The sequence below is a fragment of the Methylocaldum gracile genome (genome assembly GCF_053646815.1).
This window is the reverse complement of sequence record NZ_CM132196.1, coordinates 1,044,575-1,061,639: the sequence shown is the minus strand read 5'-3', so window position 1 is coordinate 1,061,639 and position 17,065 is coordinate 1,044,575. Positions and strand designations below refer to the sequence as shown.

Genomic DNA, 17,065 nt, shown 5'->3' with positions numbered 1-17,065 from the left:
CCCGTTTGCCGCGCCGAGCACCGCAGCTTTCGGCGGGAATAACCCGGAGGGGCGATTCATGGATGAATCGCGGCGATCAAGGGACAGGAGTCCCTTTGATCGCCTCCCGACGAAAGCGAGAAGCGGAGGAGACAAGCGGCAATCGGGTGGCCTTTTCTTTGGATACTTTCTTTTGGCCAAGCAAAAGAAAGTATCCCGACCGTGGGTTCGGAAACCCACATTCAAAACAACCGTCGCGTCAGCGACTCCTTATCGACTCGGTTGGCCAAGACAACAACTCAGCCGTTTGCCGGGAACGCTGCCGCCTATCCCAGCCTATTACCGGATAACTCGAAGGGAAACACCCAAATCGGAACGATGATTCGAAAACACTCAATGCCATTCGGCACGGAAATCACGGAAGGCGGCGTGCGCTTCAGACTCTGGGCGCCGCAAACGGACAAGGTCGACTTGATCCTCGGAACGGACGAGAGGGAGCGACGTTTGACTATGCAGCAGCGAGCCGACGGCTGGTTCGAGGTCATGACAACTGAAGCGGCGGCCGGCAGCCGTTACCGGTTTCGGCTGGACGATGGCCTCGCCGTTCCGGATCCCGCCTCGCGTTTCAATCCTTCGGACGTGCACGGCGCCAGCCAGGTGATCGATCCGGCCGGCTTCCGCTGGACCGATGAGGAGTGGACCGGACGGTCCTGGGAAGAAGCCGTGATCTACGAACTGCACGTCGGCACCTTCACCCCGGAAGGAAGCTTTCGGGCACTGCAAGACAAGCTGGACTACCTGGCTTCGCTAGGCATCACGGCGATCGAGCTGATGCCGATCGCGGCTTTTCCCGGCCGCTGGAACTGGGGCTATGACGGCGTCCTGCCGTTCGCGCCGGATGCCAGCTACGGAACGCCGGACGATCTGAAGGAGTTCGTCCAGGCCGCTCATCACAAGGGCCTCATGGTGTTCCTCGACGTGGTCTACAACCACTTCGGGCCGGAAGGCAATTACTTGTATGTCTATGGCAAGCCGTTCTTCAGCAACCGGCACCATACGCCCTGGGGCAGCGCGATCAACTACGACGGCGAGAACTGCCGCACCGTGCGCGATTTTTTCATTCACAACGCCTTGTACTGGCTGGAGGAATACCACCTGGACGGACTGCGGCTGGATGCGGTTCACGCCATCGTCGATGATTCGCGCCCGGATATTCTGGACGAGTTGGCGGAGCGGGTTCGCGCCGGCCCCGGAAGCTGCCGGCACGTCCATCTGGTACTGGAAAACGACGACAACGCCGCTCATTATCTCGCGCGCGAGGCCGACGGTTCGCCCCGGCGGTACGACGCGCAGTGGAACGACGACATGCATCATGCGTTGCACCTCTTGTTGACGGGCGAAACCGACGGCTATTACGCCGATTATGCCGACGCGCCCCTGAAACACTTGGGACGCGCCCTGACCGAAGGCTTCGCCTATCAAGGGGAAGCCTCGCCGTATCGCGACAACCGCCGGCGCGGCGAAATCAGCCGCGATCTTCCGCCCACCGCGTTTGTCCCCTTTCTGCAAAATCACGATCAGGTCGGCAACCGCGCATTCGGCGAGCGTCTCTCCGATCTGGCGGAAACCCGCCCACTCCGAGCGGCGGTGACGCTGTTGCTGTTGGCGCCTTCCCCGCCTTTGCTGTTCATGGGCGAGGAATTCGCCTGTCCGACGCCGTTCCAATATTTCTGCGACTTCGGACCGGAATTGGCCCAGGCGGTGACGGAAGGCCGACGCAACGAATTCGCCCGCTTCGGACGATTCGCCGCCCCGGAGCTCCGACAACGGATTCCCGATCCTTCCGCCCCCTCGACCTTCTTCAACTCGAAATTGGACTGGGCCGCACTGGAGATTCCGAAACATCGGGAATGGCAGTCGTTCTACCAATCCCTACTGGCGGTCCGCCGCGAGCAAATCGTCCCGCTTTTGAAACAAATAAGCGCCGGCCGCTCACACTTCAAGCTCTTCGGCGCACGAGGACTTTCGGTCGTCTGGCAACTGGATGACGGCGGCAGCTTGATCCTCTTATCCAATCTTGGGGAAGAACCGCTGTCGAACTTGGATCTTTCCTCGGATCCGGCATTAGCCGTCAGCGACCCGGACATTACCGACAGCTTACCTTCGGGCCGGATACCCGCCTGGTCAACGGCCTGGTTTCTCATGCGACCGGAGAGCGCGCTCTCCCTCATCCAGCCCTTCGGGCCACTTTCTCCAAGCCCCTCACCCCCCCCTCTCCCAAGGAGTAAAGGTATCGACGCAACTCGTCACCCCGGCAGGGAAGGGTGGCTTCGGTGCTCCAATCGCAAACGGCCTGGCCGGGAGCGCCGGCCACGCCCTTCCCGAAGACACCGTTTGCGATTGGAGTGCCGGGGTCCAGAAGCCAAGGACGGCAACGGCCTCTCACATCCGTGTGTTCTGGATTCCGGCATCCAATCGCAAACGGTTGCTTTAGTCGCAACCCTTCCCTGCCGGAATGACGGCTTTGGAGACTTGTGTAGATACCTCTGCCCGAAGGGAGAAGGAAATAAGGCGCGGCTCTTGGCCGCACAGATTATTAGGTAAGGCTGATGCCCGTCGTTAAAGCGATCGACCAGCTGTGTGGCCTTTGCGGCATCGAGACGGAGTTCGTCGACTCACGGGGCGAAACGGTCCGCGTTTCCGCCGACACCAAGCGCGAACTCTTGGCGGCCATGGGCATCGATGCCTGCGACGAGGCACGGCTGCCGGCGATCATGGCCGAGCTGGAATATGAGCATTGGCTTCGAATCCTGCCGCCGGTCAAGGTCGTTCGCGAGGGCGAGGATTCCCGCGTCATCGTCTGTACCGTGCCTCGTCAGCTCGATCATGTGCTCATGACGTGGATTCTGGAACTCGACGATGGAAAGCGATGGGACGGAGACTTCTGCCCGGCCGAGTTGGCGCTGGTCGGCGAGCTGGCGATTCAGGACCAGTGCTATCGGCGCTACGCCTTCACCCTGCCGGTTCAGCCTCCTCTGGGCTATCACCGACTGACGGTCGAGTACGCGGAGCGAAATCTCAAAGGCAGCATGAGCCTTATCGTGACGCCTGAGCGCTGCTATCTCCCGCCGGTTCTGCAAGAAAAACAAAAGGTCTGGGGATTATCGCTGGCTCTTCACGCCGTACGCTCGCAACGCAACTGGGGCATCGGCGATTTTACCGATCTCAAGGGCTTGGTCGATTACGCCGCCGAGCATGAAGCAGCGATGATCCGGGTGAGTCCGCTCCAAGCCCTGAAACCGGTGAAGCCGGAAATCGGCAATGCTTACGAGCCGTCCAACCGGCTTTTTTACAATGTGCTGTACCTCGACGTCGAAGCCATTCCCGACTTCGCCGAGTCCGAGGCCGTGCAGCAAGCCGTCGCGGATCCGGAATTCCAGGCGCAGCTACGCGCCCTGCGCGCCGAAGAGCTGATCGACTATACCGAAGTGGCGGCGGTAAAGCTCGGCATCCTGGAATCGCTCTTCGCTCATTTCCGCAACAAGCATTTGCGGAAGCTTTCCAAACGCGGAAAAGCCTTTCGCGCCTATCAGTCCGCGCGCGGGCCCGTTCTTTATCATCAGTCGCTGTTCGACGCGCTGTGCGAACGCTTTGCCCGCGAGGGCGCCGGATATTCGGCGTGGACCGATTGGCCGGCGCAATTCAGGGATCCGTCGTCTCCCGAGGTACAAAGCTTTGCGGCCGAAAATGCCGCCGGGCTCGACTACTATGCCTATCTCTACTGGCAGGCGGAACAGCAAATCCAGTCGGCCGGGGACCGCGCCGCGGAGCTCGGCTTGAGTATCGGCTTATGCCTGGAATTCGTATTCAGTGCCGCCGCGGGCGGTGCGGAAGTCTGGTCGCAGCAAACCTACCATGCGCCCGGCATCCGGCTCGGTTCGCCGCCGACCGAAACCTGCCCGGACGGCGGCGTCTCCACCATTTCGCCCTTTACACCACCGAGTCTGAGAGAAGCGGCCTACCGCCCTTTCACCGCCAGTCTGCGGCAGACGATGCGGCATGTCGGCGCCGTGCTGGTGCACAAGGTGACCGACTTGGCCCGGCAGTACTGGATTCCGGCCGGCGGGAGCTCCGAGGACGGCAGCTATGTCGCCTTTCCCTTCGAGGACCTCCTGGGGATCCTTGCCCTGGAAAGCCAGCGCAATCGCTGTCTGGTGCTGGCGACCGACGGCGAAACCGTTCCGGCGGACATCATGGAACGGCTGAAACACGCGGGCGTGCTGCCTTGCGAATCGCTGTTCTCCCACTGGAAGACCGAAAAATTCCTGCCTACACGGGAATATGCGCCGGAATCGGCCATCGTCACGTCCGGGATCGACGAACCACCCCTCAGAGGATTCTGGCTCGGGCGCGATCTGGACGAACGCACGGCATTGAAGCTCTTTGCCTCCGAAGATGCCCGCCACGACGCCGTCGTGGCCCGGGCAGTCGCCCGCGCTCGCCTGCTCGTCACGCTGGAACAGGAAGACTTGCTGCCGGCCGACATCAATATCCATCCGATTTCCGTGCCCGATATGATGCCCGACATGGTGCGCGCGGTTTATCTTCTGCTGTCCCGAACCGCGGCCGACATCGTGCTGCTGCGGCTGGAGGATGCCCTCGGGCAGGCCGACCAGCTCGTGATCCCCGGCGCGCCCGACGATTTTCCGAACTGGCGGCGAAAACTGCCGCTGGAATTCGAACAGTGGCGCAAGGAAGATACCGTCACCGCCTTGCTGCACGCCTTGGCCGAAAGGCGCAGCGGAATTCCGAAAACCCAGATCAAAAGCAAGACGGCGATAGCCGGGGGCGTCAGCTTTTCCATTCCGCGCGCCACTTATCGGTTGCAGTTCAACCGCGATTTCACCTTTCGCCAGGCGACGGAAATCCTGCCTTATCTTCAGGACCTAGGCATCAGCCATTGTTATGCGTCTCCGTATCTGAAAGCGCGGCCGGGCAGCACCCATGGCTACGATATCGTCGATCATGGCGAACTGAATCCCGAAATCGGCAGCCAGGAAGATTTCGACCGATTCGTGTCCGAGCTCGCACGGCGCGGCATGGGCCAGATTCTGGATATGGTGCCCAACCATATGGGCGTCATGGGCAGCGACAACATCTGGTGGCTGGACGTGCTCGAAAATGGACCGGCTTCGGATCATGCCGATTTTTTCGATATCGACTGGTCGCCGGTCAAAGACTATCTGCGCGGCAAAGTCCTGCTGCCCACCTTGGGGTCGCCGTACGGAACCGCATTGGAAAGCGGAGAGCTGGAACTCGCTTTCGACGCCGAGGAGGGTTCCTTCTCCGTTTACTACGGGCCCCACCGGTTCCCGATCGATCCCAAGGAATATCCGCGCATTCTGGCTTACCGGCTGGATCAGCTGAAAACCGCGCTCAGTCCGGATGATTCCCACCTCGCGGAATTTCAGAGCCTGATAACGGCTTTCAGCCACCTGCCCGGCCGCTGGCAGACCGGCAAGGACAAGCGCAACGAACGCAACCGGGACAAAGAAATCCACAAGCAGCATCTGGCGCGGCTGTGCGCAGCCAGCCGGGACATCTCGCAGTTCATCGCCAAGAATGTCAGCGAGTTCAACGGCATGCCCGGCGTTCCGGCAAGTTTCGACCGGCTCCACGAGCTTCTCGAATATCAAGCCTACCGGCTGGCTTATTGGCGGGTTGCGGCGGACGAGATCAACTATCGCCGATTCTTCGATACCAACGATCTGGCCGCCTTGTCCATCGAAAACGAGGATGTCTTCGAGGCCACCCACCGGTTCGTCCTGGACCTCATCGCCCTGGGAAAGATACAGGGACTCAGGATCGACCATCCGGACGGACTTTACAATCCGGGAGCCTACTGCCGGGCGCTGCAAGATCGCGTGCTGGCGTTGACCCGGACGGAAACCGCGGAATCCGAGGACCAGGCCGCCGCCACATCGGAAGCTCGGGCGTTCTACGTCGTGGTCGAAAAGATCCTCGCTCTGGACGAGAGCCTTCCCAGCCAATGGCCGGTCCATGGCACGACCGGCTACGACTTCGCCAACCTGGTCAACGGCCTCTTCATCTGGCCGGGGGCCGAGCAGGCGCTGGATGCCTTCTACCGGTCCTTCTGCAGTTTTCCCGTCGATTTCGACGAATTGCTTTACCAATCAAAGCGCTTGATTCTTAGGGTCGCCCTTTCCAGCGAACTCACGGTGCTCGCCAACCGGCTGAGCCGGATCGCGGAAAGCGACCGCCGCACCCGCGATTACAGCCTGAACAGCCTGCGGGATGCACTGCGGGAAATCATCGCTTGTTTTCCGGTCTACCGAACCTACGTAACCGGCCGGGGGATATCCGAAACCGATCGGAACTACATCGAGCTCGCGGTCGAGCACGCGAAAAAACGAAGCCTGGTGGGAGACCTTACGATCTTCGATTTCGTCCGGGACGAACTGCTGACGATTCTGGCGGAGGGCAAGAGCGACCGGTATCGGGAACAGGTCGTCTCGTTCGCGATGAAATTTCAGCAGCTGACCGGCCCGGCCATGGCGAAAGGCATGGAAGACACGGCTTTCTACCGCTACAACCGTTTCGTGTCTTTGAACGAAGTCGGTGGCGATCCCAGATATTTCGGCGTTTCGCTCGCCGATTTTCATCGCCGTAACGAAGAACGCAGCCAATTCTGGCCCCATTCCCTATTGAGCACCTCGACCCACGATACCAAGCGTTCCGAGGATGTGAGGGCCCGCATCGACGTGTTGTCGGAGCTTCCCGATGAATGGATAGCGCGCGTCCGTAACTGGAGCGAGCTCAACCGGAAGAAGAAAAGCATGGTCGACGGCGATCCGGCCCCGTCGAGAAACGATGAATACCTGATTTATCAGACTTTGGTCGGAACCTGGCCGCTGGGAGAGCTGAACCCGGAAAGCGCGGGGAACTACGTGCAGAGATTGGAAGCCTACATGGTCAAGGCGATGAGAGAAGCCAAGCTGTTCAGCAGTTGGCTGAATCCGAATTTACCCTACGAACGGGCAGTCTCGGATTTTCTGCGGAAACTCGTAACTCCAGGAGAGCAGGACGAATTTCTCCGCGACTTTCGCGATTTTCTGTCGGGCATCACCCGCGCAGGTTTGCACAACAGCCTGGCTCAAGTCCTGCTTAAGCTCACCGTTCCCGGCGTGCCGGACGTTTATCAGGGAAACGAGCTGTGGGATTTCAGCCTGGTCGACCCGGACAACCGTCGGCCGGCGGATTATGAGCGGCGACAGCTTTTATTGAACGAGATCAAGGCATGGGATGGACTGACTGCGCCGGAGCTCGCACCGAAACTCGGTGAGATGCAAAGCGATATGAGCGACGGGCGAATCAAGCTGTATGTCACACGGGAAACGCTGCGAGTGCGGCAACAGGATCCGGATTTGTTCCGCCGCGGCGGCTATCATCCGCTGGAAGCCGAGGGGAAAAAAGCCGAACACCTGTGCGCGTTTCTCCGCCGCTTCGGCTCGCGCACGGTGCTGGTGGCGGTGCCCCGCTGGATATTGCGCCTCGGCAACGGCGCCTTATCGCCGCTGGGCGATGGGACGGTTTGGGACGATACCCGCCTGACGCTGCCGCCTGCCGTCGCCGGCACTTATGCGCACTGCCTCACGCGGGAACAGGTAACGCTTGGCGGCGCGGCCCCGCTGATGGCAACGGAATTGTTTTCGGGCTTTCCGCTGGCGTTGTTGGTCAAGGTGGATTAGTGGGTTTTCACATCCGATAGAAGAAGCCGCCGTAGGCAGCACCTTGAATCCGAAAGCACCATAGGTCGTTTGGCAGGAGTTTGTGATGCGTCGTATCAGATACAAACCTTTCAAACACACTTGTAGAAGCATTATCCCGGTCCTGCTGATCGTCTCGCTCGGACTTTTTTCGGCCTGTGCCGACCGTGTGGTCGAGTTGCCCGCAATCTCGCCCACCGAGACGCGGCTCCACCAACCCGGCCGTTTTGTCTGGCACGATCTCGTGACCGACGATCTACCCGCCGCCAAGCGTTTTTACGGAAGCCTGTTCGGCTGGCGGTTTACCGACTCCACTCAAGGTGATTTCGACTATTCGATTGCCTGGAACCACGGACGTCCGATTTCCGGTCTCGTGGCTAAGGATACCGAACCGCCGCACCCCGCGAATCAGTGGCTTAGCTTGCTTTCGGTCGAGAATGTCGATCGCGCGGTGCAGCTGGCCGAGCGATCCGGCGGAACCGTGCCGCTGACGCCGGTGAACGCGCCGGAACGGGGACGTTTCGCCGTTATCCGCGATCCGGACGGTGCTCCGCTGACGGTAATCCGTACCCGATGGGGCGATCCCGAGCCCATCGAACCCGAGGAAAACGACTGGTTTTGGGACGAATTGTGGGCCGAGGACCTCGACAAGGCGACACGGTTCTACCATGAGCTTGCGGGATATCAAGTCGACTCGTGGCCGCGCGAGAGCGGCAAGCAACCGTATCTCATCTTCAAGCGCGAAGGGACTCCGAGGGCCGGACTCGCAAGACAGCCCCTGGCCGGGGGACAAGCGGCCTGGCTGCCGTACATTCGAGTCTCGGATCTCGCCGGAACTGTTGCCGGCGCGGAAAGTCTCGGAGGTAAGGTGCTCATCGCTCCGCACCCCGACATCCGCTCGGGAACGGTCGCCGTGATGACCGATCCGTCGGGAGCGATGTTCGGCATTCAGCAAATACCGCCTTCACGATGAAGCAAGAGGTCCGATCATGAAAGCAGCCAAAAGGCCGATCATCCTGATCATAGGGCTGATCCTCGTTGCGCCATTACTTAGCGCTTGTAGCAGCGTGAGGCCGTACGCCGGTATCGGCATTTCCGGGCCAGGTGTCCGATACGGTCCGGTTCATATGCGTACCGGCGTGAGCATCGGATTTCCGCTGAGATGAATCCGACCGGCTGGAGCTCACAAAAGGACCCGAGCGTCACTCGAACCTTGGAATCTTCATTCAAGGAAAAGTATCGCAATGAGCAAAATAGGACATCTTTCGGCGCGTCCGGAGCGGATAAAGATCAAGAAGTCCGCCCCAACCGGCCTGCTACCGCTCAGACTCGAAGAATCCAAGCGTAGCGGGCATCTCTATATTCCAGAGAGCTATCGGGGAGGCCGCGCTCTTCCGCTGGTGTTGTTGTTTCATGGAGCCGGGGGCAATTCCCAGCACGGTTTGGCCCCTCTCTTGAAGTTGGCCGATCCTTGCGGATTGATCCTGGCGGCGCCCGCATCGCACGAATTCACCTGGGATGTGATCATCGAAGACTATGGGGTAGACCTCACCCAGGTCGATCGGGTCTTGAGCCATGTGTTTACCCACTATGCGGTCGATCCGTCGCGAATCGCGATCGGCGGCTTTTCGGACGGCGCGTCTTATGCGCTCTCGCTGGGCGTCATGAACGGTGACTTGTTCAGCCATATCCTCGCGTTTTCGCCGGGCTTCATGATATCCACCGTACAGCGCGGAAATCCGCAGGTTTTCATTTCCCATGGCACGGACGATACCGTGTTGCCTATCGACAAATGCAGCCGCCGCATCGTGCCGCAGCTGAAGCGGGCCGGCTATGAGGTTGTCTACCGGGAATTCGAGGGCGGCCATAGCGTTCCCTCGGATATAGCGCAGGAGGCTGCCCGTTGGTTTGCCGGAAAAACGGGGCTGCATTGATCCCAGCGGGTCTCTCCTGATCAGAAATAGAAATGGAGACCGGTCCCGAAATACTCGATGTGCCTTTCGAAAAACTGGCCGTTCGGCGAGCGCCCGTTGAAATATTCGAACAGCCACTGCAAGCGCCGACCCTCCAGCCAGGCGCTGCGAAACTCGATGCCGGCACGCGCCGAATAGCTGGCGTCCCAATCGCCTCCTTCGGCAGCCTGAATGTCCAGTGCCGCGACCGGATACAAGAGTTCGGTAAATACTGGATAGGGGCTCGTCAACTCGAATCCGCCTTGAACAAACCAGGGTTCGAGATCGCCCGGATCGGTTCGGAACAGCCCTCCTCCACCGCCATAGAGGCGCAAGAAATCGCCGAAATTCCAGGAGAGCAAGAGATCGGCGCCCTCGAAGGAAAGATTGATGCGATCGACCCGATTGCGCAGCAGGTACTCGTCGCCCAAATGCGAACTTTGGTGGAAAACGCGCGCCTGGGCCGAGAACGGGCCGGTTCTGACGCTCACCGGCAGCGCCACGAAGAAATCGGAGTTCACCAGATCGGTAGAACTCGCGTTCAGATTGAAAATCGAAAATACGCCGGCCTGGAGTCCGACTTGCCAACTGGCGCCCAATCCTTCCCATCCGTAAAACGGAAGCATCGCACCGAAGTTTGCGGAACCGACCGTGTTCAGTTCTTCATCGCTCTGGTAAAACTGGACGGATGCGGAGAAACGCGGCCATTTCGGATCGGCGATCAGCGACTCGAAAGCCTTGGCCGGCGGAAGCCAGCCCGTATAGCGCGTCAGTTTTTCGGAAGATGGCGCCGGCTGAGTCTCGGGGACCGGCTCGCTAACCGCAATCGACGCGCTGCCGGGTCTTCCCACTTCGACCTGCAACCCCTCTATGCCACGCAGAGCGTCAGCGACCGTTTGCGGGTTCCGTCCTTTGAGTTGATCCGGATCGAGCACCAGCCGACCGTTTTTCACGCTGGGTTTCGCATCGCTCAGCCCGAAACGCATGTCGAGCACGGCCGAAGCGTAGCCTTCGAGGAAACGATCGTCTCTCGGGCCGGCCGGCTGAGCCACAGAAGGAATGAAAAAAACGAGGGAAAGTACCCATCCATAGTGCGAGCGCATGGAATAACTCCTGAAATCCATTCGGGGTGCAGCGTGATCTTAGTCCGTAGGCAAATTCCAGGCAATGCCGGAAACCCGCGAGCCCTTGCGCCGATCAGGCCAAACGAAGAAAGGCTTGGCGTATGCCGCTCGCTCCGAATCTCTTGAAAATCGCGGCCGAGACCCCATTGTTCTTTCAGCCGGCAAGAGTTTGAACCGCTTAAAAGGAGGTATGACCTATGTTCAACAGACCCACGCCATTCGAGAGCAGCTTATTCGACGAGTTCCAACGCCTGGAGCGGGAGATGGACGATCTATTCGGCCGTTGGTCTTGGCCGATTGGAATCAGATCCGCCACTCGCGGCAGTTTCCCCCCGGTGAATGTGGGCGCCACATCCGACGAGGTGGACGTTTACTTGTTTACCCCGGGTGTCGACCCCAAGACACTGGACATCTCCATTCAGCAGAACGTGCTGTCCGTCTCGGGCGAGCGGAAATTGCCGAAAAAAGAGGATGCCAACTACTATCGCCAGGAGCGTTTCGACGGCGAGTTCCGGCGCGCAATCACGCTACCGGAAGATGTGGATCCGGATCGAGTCGAAGCCCGCTGCGAGAACGGCATTCTGCACATCAGGGTACAACGGCGCGAGGCGGCCAAGCCTCGGCAGATCGAAGTGAAATGAGCAAAAGGAGAACATCATGGCTGAGACACAAGATGTTGCAACAAGGCAGTCCGCCGACGTCCAAAAACCCGAGCGTCAGGTGGTGTTGAACCCGCCGGTCGATATCTGCGAAGATGCGGAGGGCATCACGCTGGTAGCCGACATGCCGGGGGTATCGAGAGATCGACTTAATATAGAAGTCGATAAGAACAGTCTGCTTATCGAGGGTGATGCACATTTCGACATGCCGGAGGGCATCCAGGCGCTATATGCGGACATCCGTTCGACGCGATACCGCCGGAGTTTCTCGCTCAGTCCGGAACTGGAACCGAACAACATCGACGCCACACTCAAGGACGGCGTGCTCACTCTGAAAATTCCCAAGCGGGCCGAATTGCGTCCGCGCAAGATTGAGGTGCGCGTGGATTAGCCGGAGCCAGCCTTTTGGATTCTGCGATGTCGAGGCCCGGTGTTCGGAAGCGCCGGGCCTTGCCATATCCGCGAGCCGGATTTGAGCCGGCAGATGTAAAATCGATTACAAATGACACAGGTAACAATAAGGCGTATGCCAAAGTTCTACAAGGCAAATTGAATTGACCTCGGCCCCCTTCAATAAACGAAAGACGACCGGCCGCAAGCGGCGGGTCGTCGCCGACGATTCCCGCTTGCAGGAAGGCGTCCTTGTCCTTTGGAACGATGACAAAGGCTTCGGATTCGTGCGTCCATCCATGGGCGGCGACGACTATTTCGTCCATATCAGCGTACTCGAGGAGGGTACGAGCCGGCGCCCACAGGTCGGAGACATCATTTTCTACAACGTGGCACGCGACGTTCCCGGCAAGAGGCGCCTTTCCTACGCCGCGATCAAAGGCGTCGATATCACGGCGAAAAAGCCGACCGAGGGTATCCTAGCCACCCCGCGTTCGCCATTTCTCTGGACCCTGATCGGGTTGCCCATCCTCTTGTCGTGCTATCTGATCTGGCGGACATACAATCCGATTCCGTTCTTTTCTTACGTTTTCCTAAGCGTGCTGGCCATCATGCTTTATGGACTGGATAAGAAACACGCGATAACCGGCCAATGGCGCATACCGGAATTTTACATGCACATGATAGAGTTGATGGGAGGCTGGCCGGGGGCGCTCCTTGCGCAGCACGATTTCCGCCATAAGATACGGAAGACCCGCTACAGGATAATCCTATGGGGCATTATTATCTGCCACGGACTGGCGTGGGCCGCGTTTCTCGCGGTCGATTTTCTTGGGCCCTAACCCTGATCAAGTTCGGGCGGAAACCGGCCGATCATGAATGAACGCTTTTCAACGTAGCGGACGGGGATTCTCCGCTAGCGCCGACTTCCACAAGTTCTTCGGAAACCGGCAACCTGATGACGAACTCGCTGCCTCTTCCGGGACCCTCGCTGCTGGCTTCGACCCGGCCCCCGTGTAACTCCACGAGTTTTTGGACGATCGTCAGACCGATACCGAGACCGCCTTGCGAGCGGTCGATGGTACGCTCGGCTTGAGTGAACAGATCAAAAAGCCTCGGCAACAGATGGGCCGGTATGCCCTCACCCGTATCACGTACACGAATGACCGCCTGGGCGGATTCACGCGCCACCGTCAGCCTGATTTTGCCGCCAGAAGGCGTGTACTTGGCCGCATTATTGAGTATGTTCGAGACAACCTGCGCCAAACGCACCGGATCCCCATAAATCTGCACCGGTTCTTCCGGTAACGAAACCGCGAGTTCGTGATGACGAGCATCGATTAACGGCTTGCTGGTTTCGAGAGCCTGTTCGATAACCGTGGCAACCGTTATGGCGCGCTTGTGCAAAGTAATCTTGCCCCTGATGATGCGTGAAACGTCCAGCAGGTCGTCCACCAACCGGGTCAGATGGCCGGCTTGACGATCAACGACATCGCGCGCCCAAGCCAATTTGGGATCGGCCACACCGATCTTGCGCATGACCTGCACGGCGTTTCGAATCGGAGCCAAAGGATTTCTGAGCTCATGACCCAACATGGCCAGGAACTCGTCCTTGCGGCTATCGGCATCGCGAAGACTGTCTTCGACCCGCTTGCGTTCCTGAATCTCCAATTTAAGCTGGCGGTTAAGCTGCATTAACTCTTGCGTGCGTTGCGTAACCCTCTCTTCCAGATTAGCGTTCAGTTGCCGAATCTTCTCCTCGGCCGCCTTGCGTTCCTGTATTTCCTTGATCAATCGCCGGTTAGTCTGTTCCAGTTCCTCCGGGCTGGGCATGGCGAGAGCCTGGGGGATCAACGGCCATAGCACAACGGCAGCGACGACCGAAATCAGGGCAGTGAACAGCTTGACAATACCTTCCACCTCGTAGATCGGCTGCCAGACCGTCCAGGCTTCCAACAAATGAGTCGTACCGCAGGCGAGAATGAAGGCGCCGAAGAGCAAGAAAATATTGCGAAAGCGAAGATTGCGGCGGCGCAGGACGAAGTAGATCAAAGCGCCTGGAATGGAATAGTAGGCCAGCGCCGTCATGACGTCCGAAAAAACATGCAGATAAAGCAAGGAAGGACGCCATAGCAGGCAATATCCGTGAGGCATGAGCCCGTCAGCTGAAATTAATGTTTGAAGACTATCCCACATGGTTTGTATCTCTATGAATCTACTCATACCTCGATTCCGCAGGCGATCAGAAATCCGGCAATGATCGGGACTGATAGCCAACGGGGATAGGCCTTAAGTGGGGAAGCTTAAATCGAGTCGATCGGTTGCACACCTCCAATCGACCAATCAATCGGATTGCTACATTGCTACAGAGCGCCGGCTAAGCCCCCTCCCCTTGTAGATGGGCGCCGAAAAGGAGGCAATCACCGAGCGTCTATAGATGCTCAAATGGCGTCTAAGTTCCCGCGCTATCTTGCTTTATCTCCCGATCCGCCGCGGAAGACCGCCCTCTTTCGTGACCGGCATGGTTTAAACGGGGAAACCAAGATCGGCAACCAGCGCCGGGCATTCAACAAAATCAAGGATGCAAAATAATAACAGGTGGATTGATAGCGGTTGTCCGGTTTCAGCAGGCTTCATTTTATATATCCCTCCAGAATCTACTCGAAAGCCTACCGATCGCCATAAGCAAAGGCAGTAGAAACACGACTCTATAAGGGGTTGCCGAGCGTAACCGATGTGCTTCACAAAAACATACGGCACAACCAATGAGCCGGTCACTTTATGAAACATATCGTACCTCCCAAGAGATATGCTGCCGATAGGCGATTCCACTTTCGCGGCATTTGTCACAGTTAAGAGATAAGTATATTCACGGAGTTTTACATTTTTTTGCGATAGATTAGCAAGCTCGCCATCTAATAGGTAAGGCTTCTTTTTTGCATGCCCCACGTAGACCGCGGAGCCAACAAAGGCGCCGGTGCGCGCCGGGGCTCATATCCCCGGAAGGCCGGTTCGACTCCGGCAAGCCCTTTCCCGCGGATGGACAGGTACCGAATCCATGCTCAGTAAAACTGGGACTTATTTTTAGGTCGGCTTAATGAGTATTGATATATATTGGTCAGCCGATCTTAAAACCGAATTGAATGCCTATTCAATCATGATTTGCCTTTCACACTAAGAGGCCTTTCCGTAATGATTAAACGTAATGTTCAATCAAGAATATTATTTTCTGGAGATCAGAGATAATTCTAGCGACGTCACTTGACCATCCGTCTTTGTGCTGCTTTTCGTCACGATTTATCTATGTGATCGAGATGCTTTTTAACGATCTAAAAAACGGCTCTTTGAGGGCAATCCGATAATCCCAAATGCCTACTGCCTTGCGAAGCGAACGACAAGATCGTTCCGTCATACGTATCGCCTTCAGAAACTGAACCACCGCCGACGGGTCAAAGCCTTGAAAAGTTTCAGCGAAACCTCGGCTCATCAATGAAAAAGAGGACTTATGTCACGCACGAGCCTCGTCAAAACGTATAAGGTGGCGCGGCGCGTGGTCATCGGAGTGGTCGGATCTACCGTAGTGTTGATCGGGATCGCTTTAATCGTATTGCCGGGTCCAGCTTTTCTACTCATCCCTTTAGGCCTGGCAATTCTGGGCATCGAATTCGCCTGGGCGCGACACTGGTTACGTGTCGTCAAACGACGAGCCAAAGATCTCAAGCAAAGTGCCGACGATATCAAACGGAAAGCTAGCAATCTGATCGGGAAATGAACCGATAATACTGTGAGCAAAATAAAGAGCCAGTTACCCGATGACACACTTCCGATAACTTGCCGGCTGCGAAGCGATTTTTTCTCGCATTTGATCGAGCCTATGGCCGATGCACCCGACTATCGTATCGGCGAGCACTTAACGCTTGGCTTATCGACAGGGAATAAGAGTAGTTCTGAAAGTCGCAACTCTCATGTTACAGGAGGTTTTCTCATGAGAATCTACAAGGCATTTTCAAAACCTCGGCCAGGTATTTCTATCGTCTGTTTGAGTGCTATGGGATTATTCGGTTGTGCATCCGAAACTCCGCCCATCAATACGATTTCGACAGCGGATACGGCTCTCAACCAAGCCATGATGGTAAAAGCGTCGGAATATGCCCCGGCGGAAATACAACGTGCCATGGATAAATTGGGACGCGCCAAGAAGGCTTTGGCTGACGAGAAATACGAGGATGCGCGCCGTCTGGCCGAGCAGGCCCAGATCGACGCCCAGTTGGCCGAGGCTAAAGCCCAGTCGGAAAATGCCCGCCAAATGGCGCAGCAAGCCCAGCAAACCATCGAAGAGCTGCGCCGCGAGGCGGAAACCAGAGGTCGGCGCACTGACGACGTGAATCTCTAAAGGAGGCAACGCTATGTCAAGGACGGACAATAATCTCCGTTATTCACTCGCGATTCGCTGCTTTTCGCTAGGCATAATCACCCTATGCGCAGGCTGCGCCACGCAGAACGAATCCTTGGAAAAGGCTCGCCTGTCGTATTCGCAAGCCCAGCAAGACGTCGAGATCGCACAAAATGCTCCAGTCGCGCTCGCGGAGGCGGGTGAAACCCTGCGGCAGGCCGAAAACGCTGACGATGAAGACGAAACCACCCATCTCGCCTACATCGCCCAGAGGAAAGTCGAGATCGCACGGGCCATAGCCGAAACCCGAAAAGCCGAGTCCGAGACCCAGCAAATCCTCGACGAACGCGAGAGGCTGCTTCTACAACAGGAGCTTTCTGCGCTTAAGGCCCAGCAGACCGAGCGTGGTCTTATGGTTACCTTGGGCAGTGTGCTATTCGAATACGATAAAGCCAACCTCAAACCGGGCGCTCAGCAAGAGCTTTATCAGTTAGTGAATACGCTTAAACAGCACCCGGATCGCAACGTCCTCATCGAAGGGCATACCGACAGCCGCGGATCGGAGTCCTATAATGAGGAGCTGTCTCTGCGCCGCGCACAAGCCGTGCAGGATTTCTTGCTTAGAAACGGCGTCAGCCCGGACCGTATCGTGACCCGCGGATACGGCGAGGCTTATCCAGTGGCTTCGAACGATACGAACGCCGGACGGTTACAGAACCGTCGCGTAGAAATATATTTGTCGGAACCGGGCAAACCAGTCGCCGAACGAGGTAGATGATAT

The 17,065-nt window shown here is 57.8% G+C and carries 13 protein-coding genes; 11 read left to right on the top strand and 2 right to left on the bottom strand.

Annotation, left to right across the window (positions count from 1 at the left end; translation table 11 throughout):
* Positions 1–375: 375 nt before the first annotated feature.
* The 5 genes from treZ to ACWJJK_RS04700 all read left to right on the top strand — a co-directional run bounded on the left by treZ (position 376) and on the right by ACWJJK_RS04700 (position 9,700).
* Positions 376–2,583: a malto-oligosyltrehalose trehalohydrolase gene (treZ, locus tag ACWJJK_RS04720; RefSeq protein ID WP_156880648.1), complete on the top strand. Its 2,208-nt coding sequence runs from the start codon at positions 376–378 to the stop codon at positions 2,581–2,583.
* A 5-nt stretch (positions 2,584–2,588) separates the two neighbouring features.
* The gene (gene treY, locus ACWJJK_RS04715; RefSeq protein ID WP_156880647.1) at positions 2,589–7,748 is read left to right on the top strand and encodes a malto-oligosyltrehalose synthase; all 5,160 of its coding nucleotides are present in this window, start codon (positions 2,589–2,591) and stop codon (positions 7,746–7,748) included.
* 85 nt (positions 7,749–7,833) lie between these two features.
* A complete protein-coding gene (locus tag ACWJJK_RS04710; RefSeq protein ID WP_077729298.1) occupies positions 7,834–8,739 on the top strand; it encodes a VOC family protein in 906 nt (301 codons plus the stop codon).
* 16 nt (positions 8,740–8,755) lie between these two features.
* Positions 8,756–8,932, top strand: coding sequence for a hypothetical protein (locus tag ACWJJK_RS04705; protein ID WP_208110108.1), 177 nt, complete (start codon positions 8,756–8,758; stop codon positions 8,930–8,932).
* A 78-nt stretch (positions 8,933–9,010) separates the two neighbouring features.
* Positions 9,011–9,700, top strand: a complete 690-nt coding sequence (locus ACWJJK_RS04700) for an alpha/beta hydrolase (protein ID WP_077729297.1) — start codon at positions 9,011–9,013, stop codon at positions 9,698–9,700.
* A 20-nt stretch (positions 9,701–9,720) separates the two neighbouring features.
* Here ACWJJK_RS04700 and ACWJJK_RS04695 read toward each other — a convergent pair whose 3' ends face one another.
* The gene (locus ACWJJK_RS04695; RefSeq protein ID WP_454128701.1) at positions 9,721–10,821 is read right to left on the bottom strand and encodes a DUF1207 domain-containing protein; all 1,101 of its coding nucleotides are present in this window, start codon (positions 10,819–10,821) and stop codon (positions 9,721–9,723) included.
* A 218-nt stretch (positions 10,822–11,039) separates the two neighbouring features.
* Here ACWJJK_RS04695 and ACWJJK_RS04690 point away from each other — a divergent pair, with 218 nt between their 5' ends.
* The 3 genes from ACWJJK_RS04690 (at position 11,040) to ACWJJK_RS04680 (ending at position 12,733) form a co-directional block, all read left to right on the top strand.
* Positions 11,040–11,483 carry an Hsp20/alpha crystallin family protein gene (locus ACWJJK_RS04690; RefSeq protein ID WP_156880645.1) on the top strand — a complete coding sequence of 148 codons (444 nt, stop codon included), beginning with the start codon at positions 11,040–11,042 and terminating at the stop codon, positions 11,481–11,483.
* Positions 11,484–11,499: 16 nt separating this feature from the next.
* On the top strand, positions 11,500–11,892 hold the full coding sequence (locus tag ACWJJK_RS04685; RefSeq protein ID WP_077729294.1) for an Hsp20/alpha crystallin family protein: 393 nt from the start codon (positions 11,500–11,502) through the stop codon (positions 11,890–11,892).
* Between the two features lie 163 nt (positions 11,893–12,055).
* Positions 12,056–12,733: a DUF1294 domain-containing protein gene (locus ACWJJK_RS04680; RefSeq protein WP_454128700.1), complete on the top strand. Its 678-nt coding sequence runs from the start codon at positions 12,056–12,058 to the stop codon at positions 12,731–12,733.
* Between the two features lie 31 nt (positions 12,734–12,764).
* Here ACWJJK_RS04680 and ACWJJK_RS04675 read toward each other — a convergent pair whose 3' ends face one another.
* Positions 12,765–14,114 (bottom strand): ATP-binding protein, encoded by a 1,350-nt coding sequence (locus ACWJJK_RS04675; RefSeq protein WP_454128699.1) that lies wholly within the window; start codon positions 14,112–14,114, stop codon positions 12,765–12,767.
* Positions 14,115–15,396: 1,282 nt separating this feature from the next.
* Here ACWJJK_RS04675 and ACWJJK_RS04670 point away from each other — a divergent pair.
* The 3 genes from ACWJJK_RS04670 to ACWJJK_RS04660 all read left to right on the top strand — a co-directional run bounded on the left by ACWJJK_RS04670 (position 15,397) and on the right by ACWJJK_RS04660 (position 17,062).
* Complete coding sequence (locus ACWJJK_RS04670; protein ID WP_077729291.1) at positions 15,397–15,663, top strand: PGPGW domain-containing protein; 267 nt, start codon at positions 15,397–15,399, stop codon at positions 15,661–15,663.
* Between the two features lie 102 nt (positions 15,664–15,765).
* Positions 15,766–16,284: a DUF4398 domain-containing protein gene (locus ACWJJK_RS04665; protein WP_139840988.1), complete on the top strand. Its 519-nt coding sequence runs from the start codon at positions 15,766–15,768 to the stop codon at positions 16,282–16,284.
* 13 nt (positions 16,285–16,297) lie between these two features.
* Positions 16,298–17,062: an OmpA family protein gene (locus ACWJJK_RS04660; RefSeq protein ID WP_086133098.1), complete on the top strand. Its 765-nt coding sequence runs from the start codon at positions 16,298–16,300 to the stop codon at positions 17,060–17,062.
* Positions 17,063–17,065 lie beyond the last annotated feature (3 nt).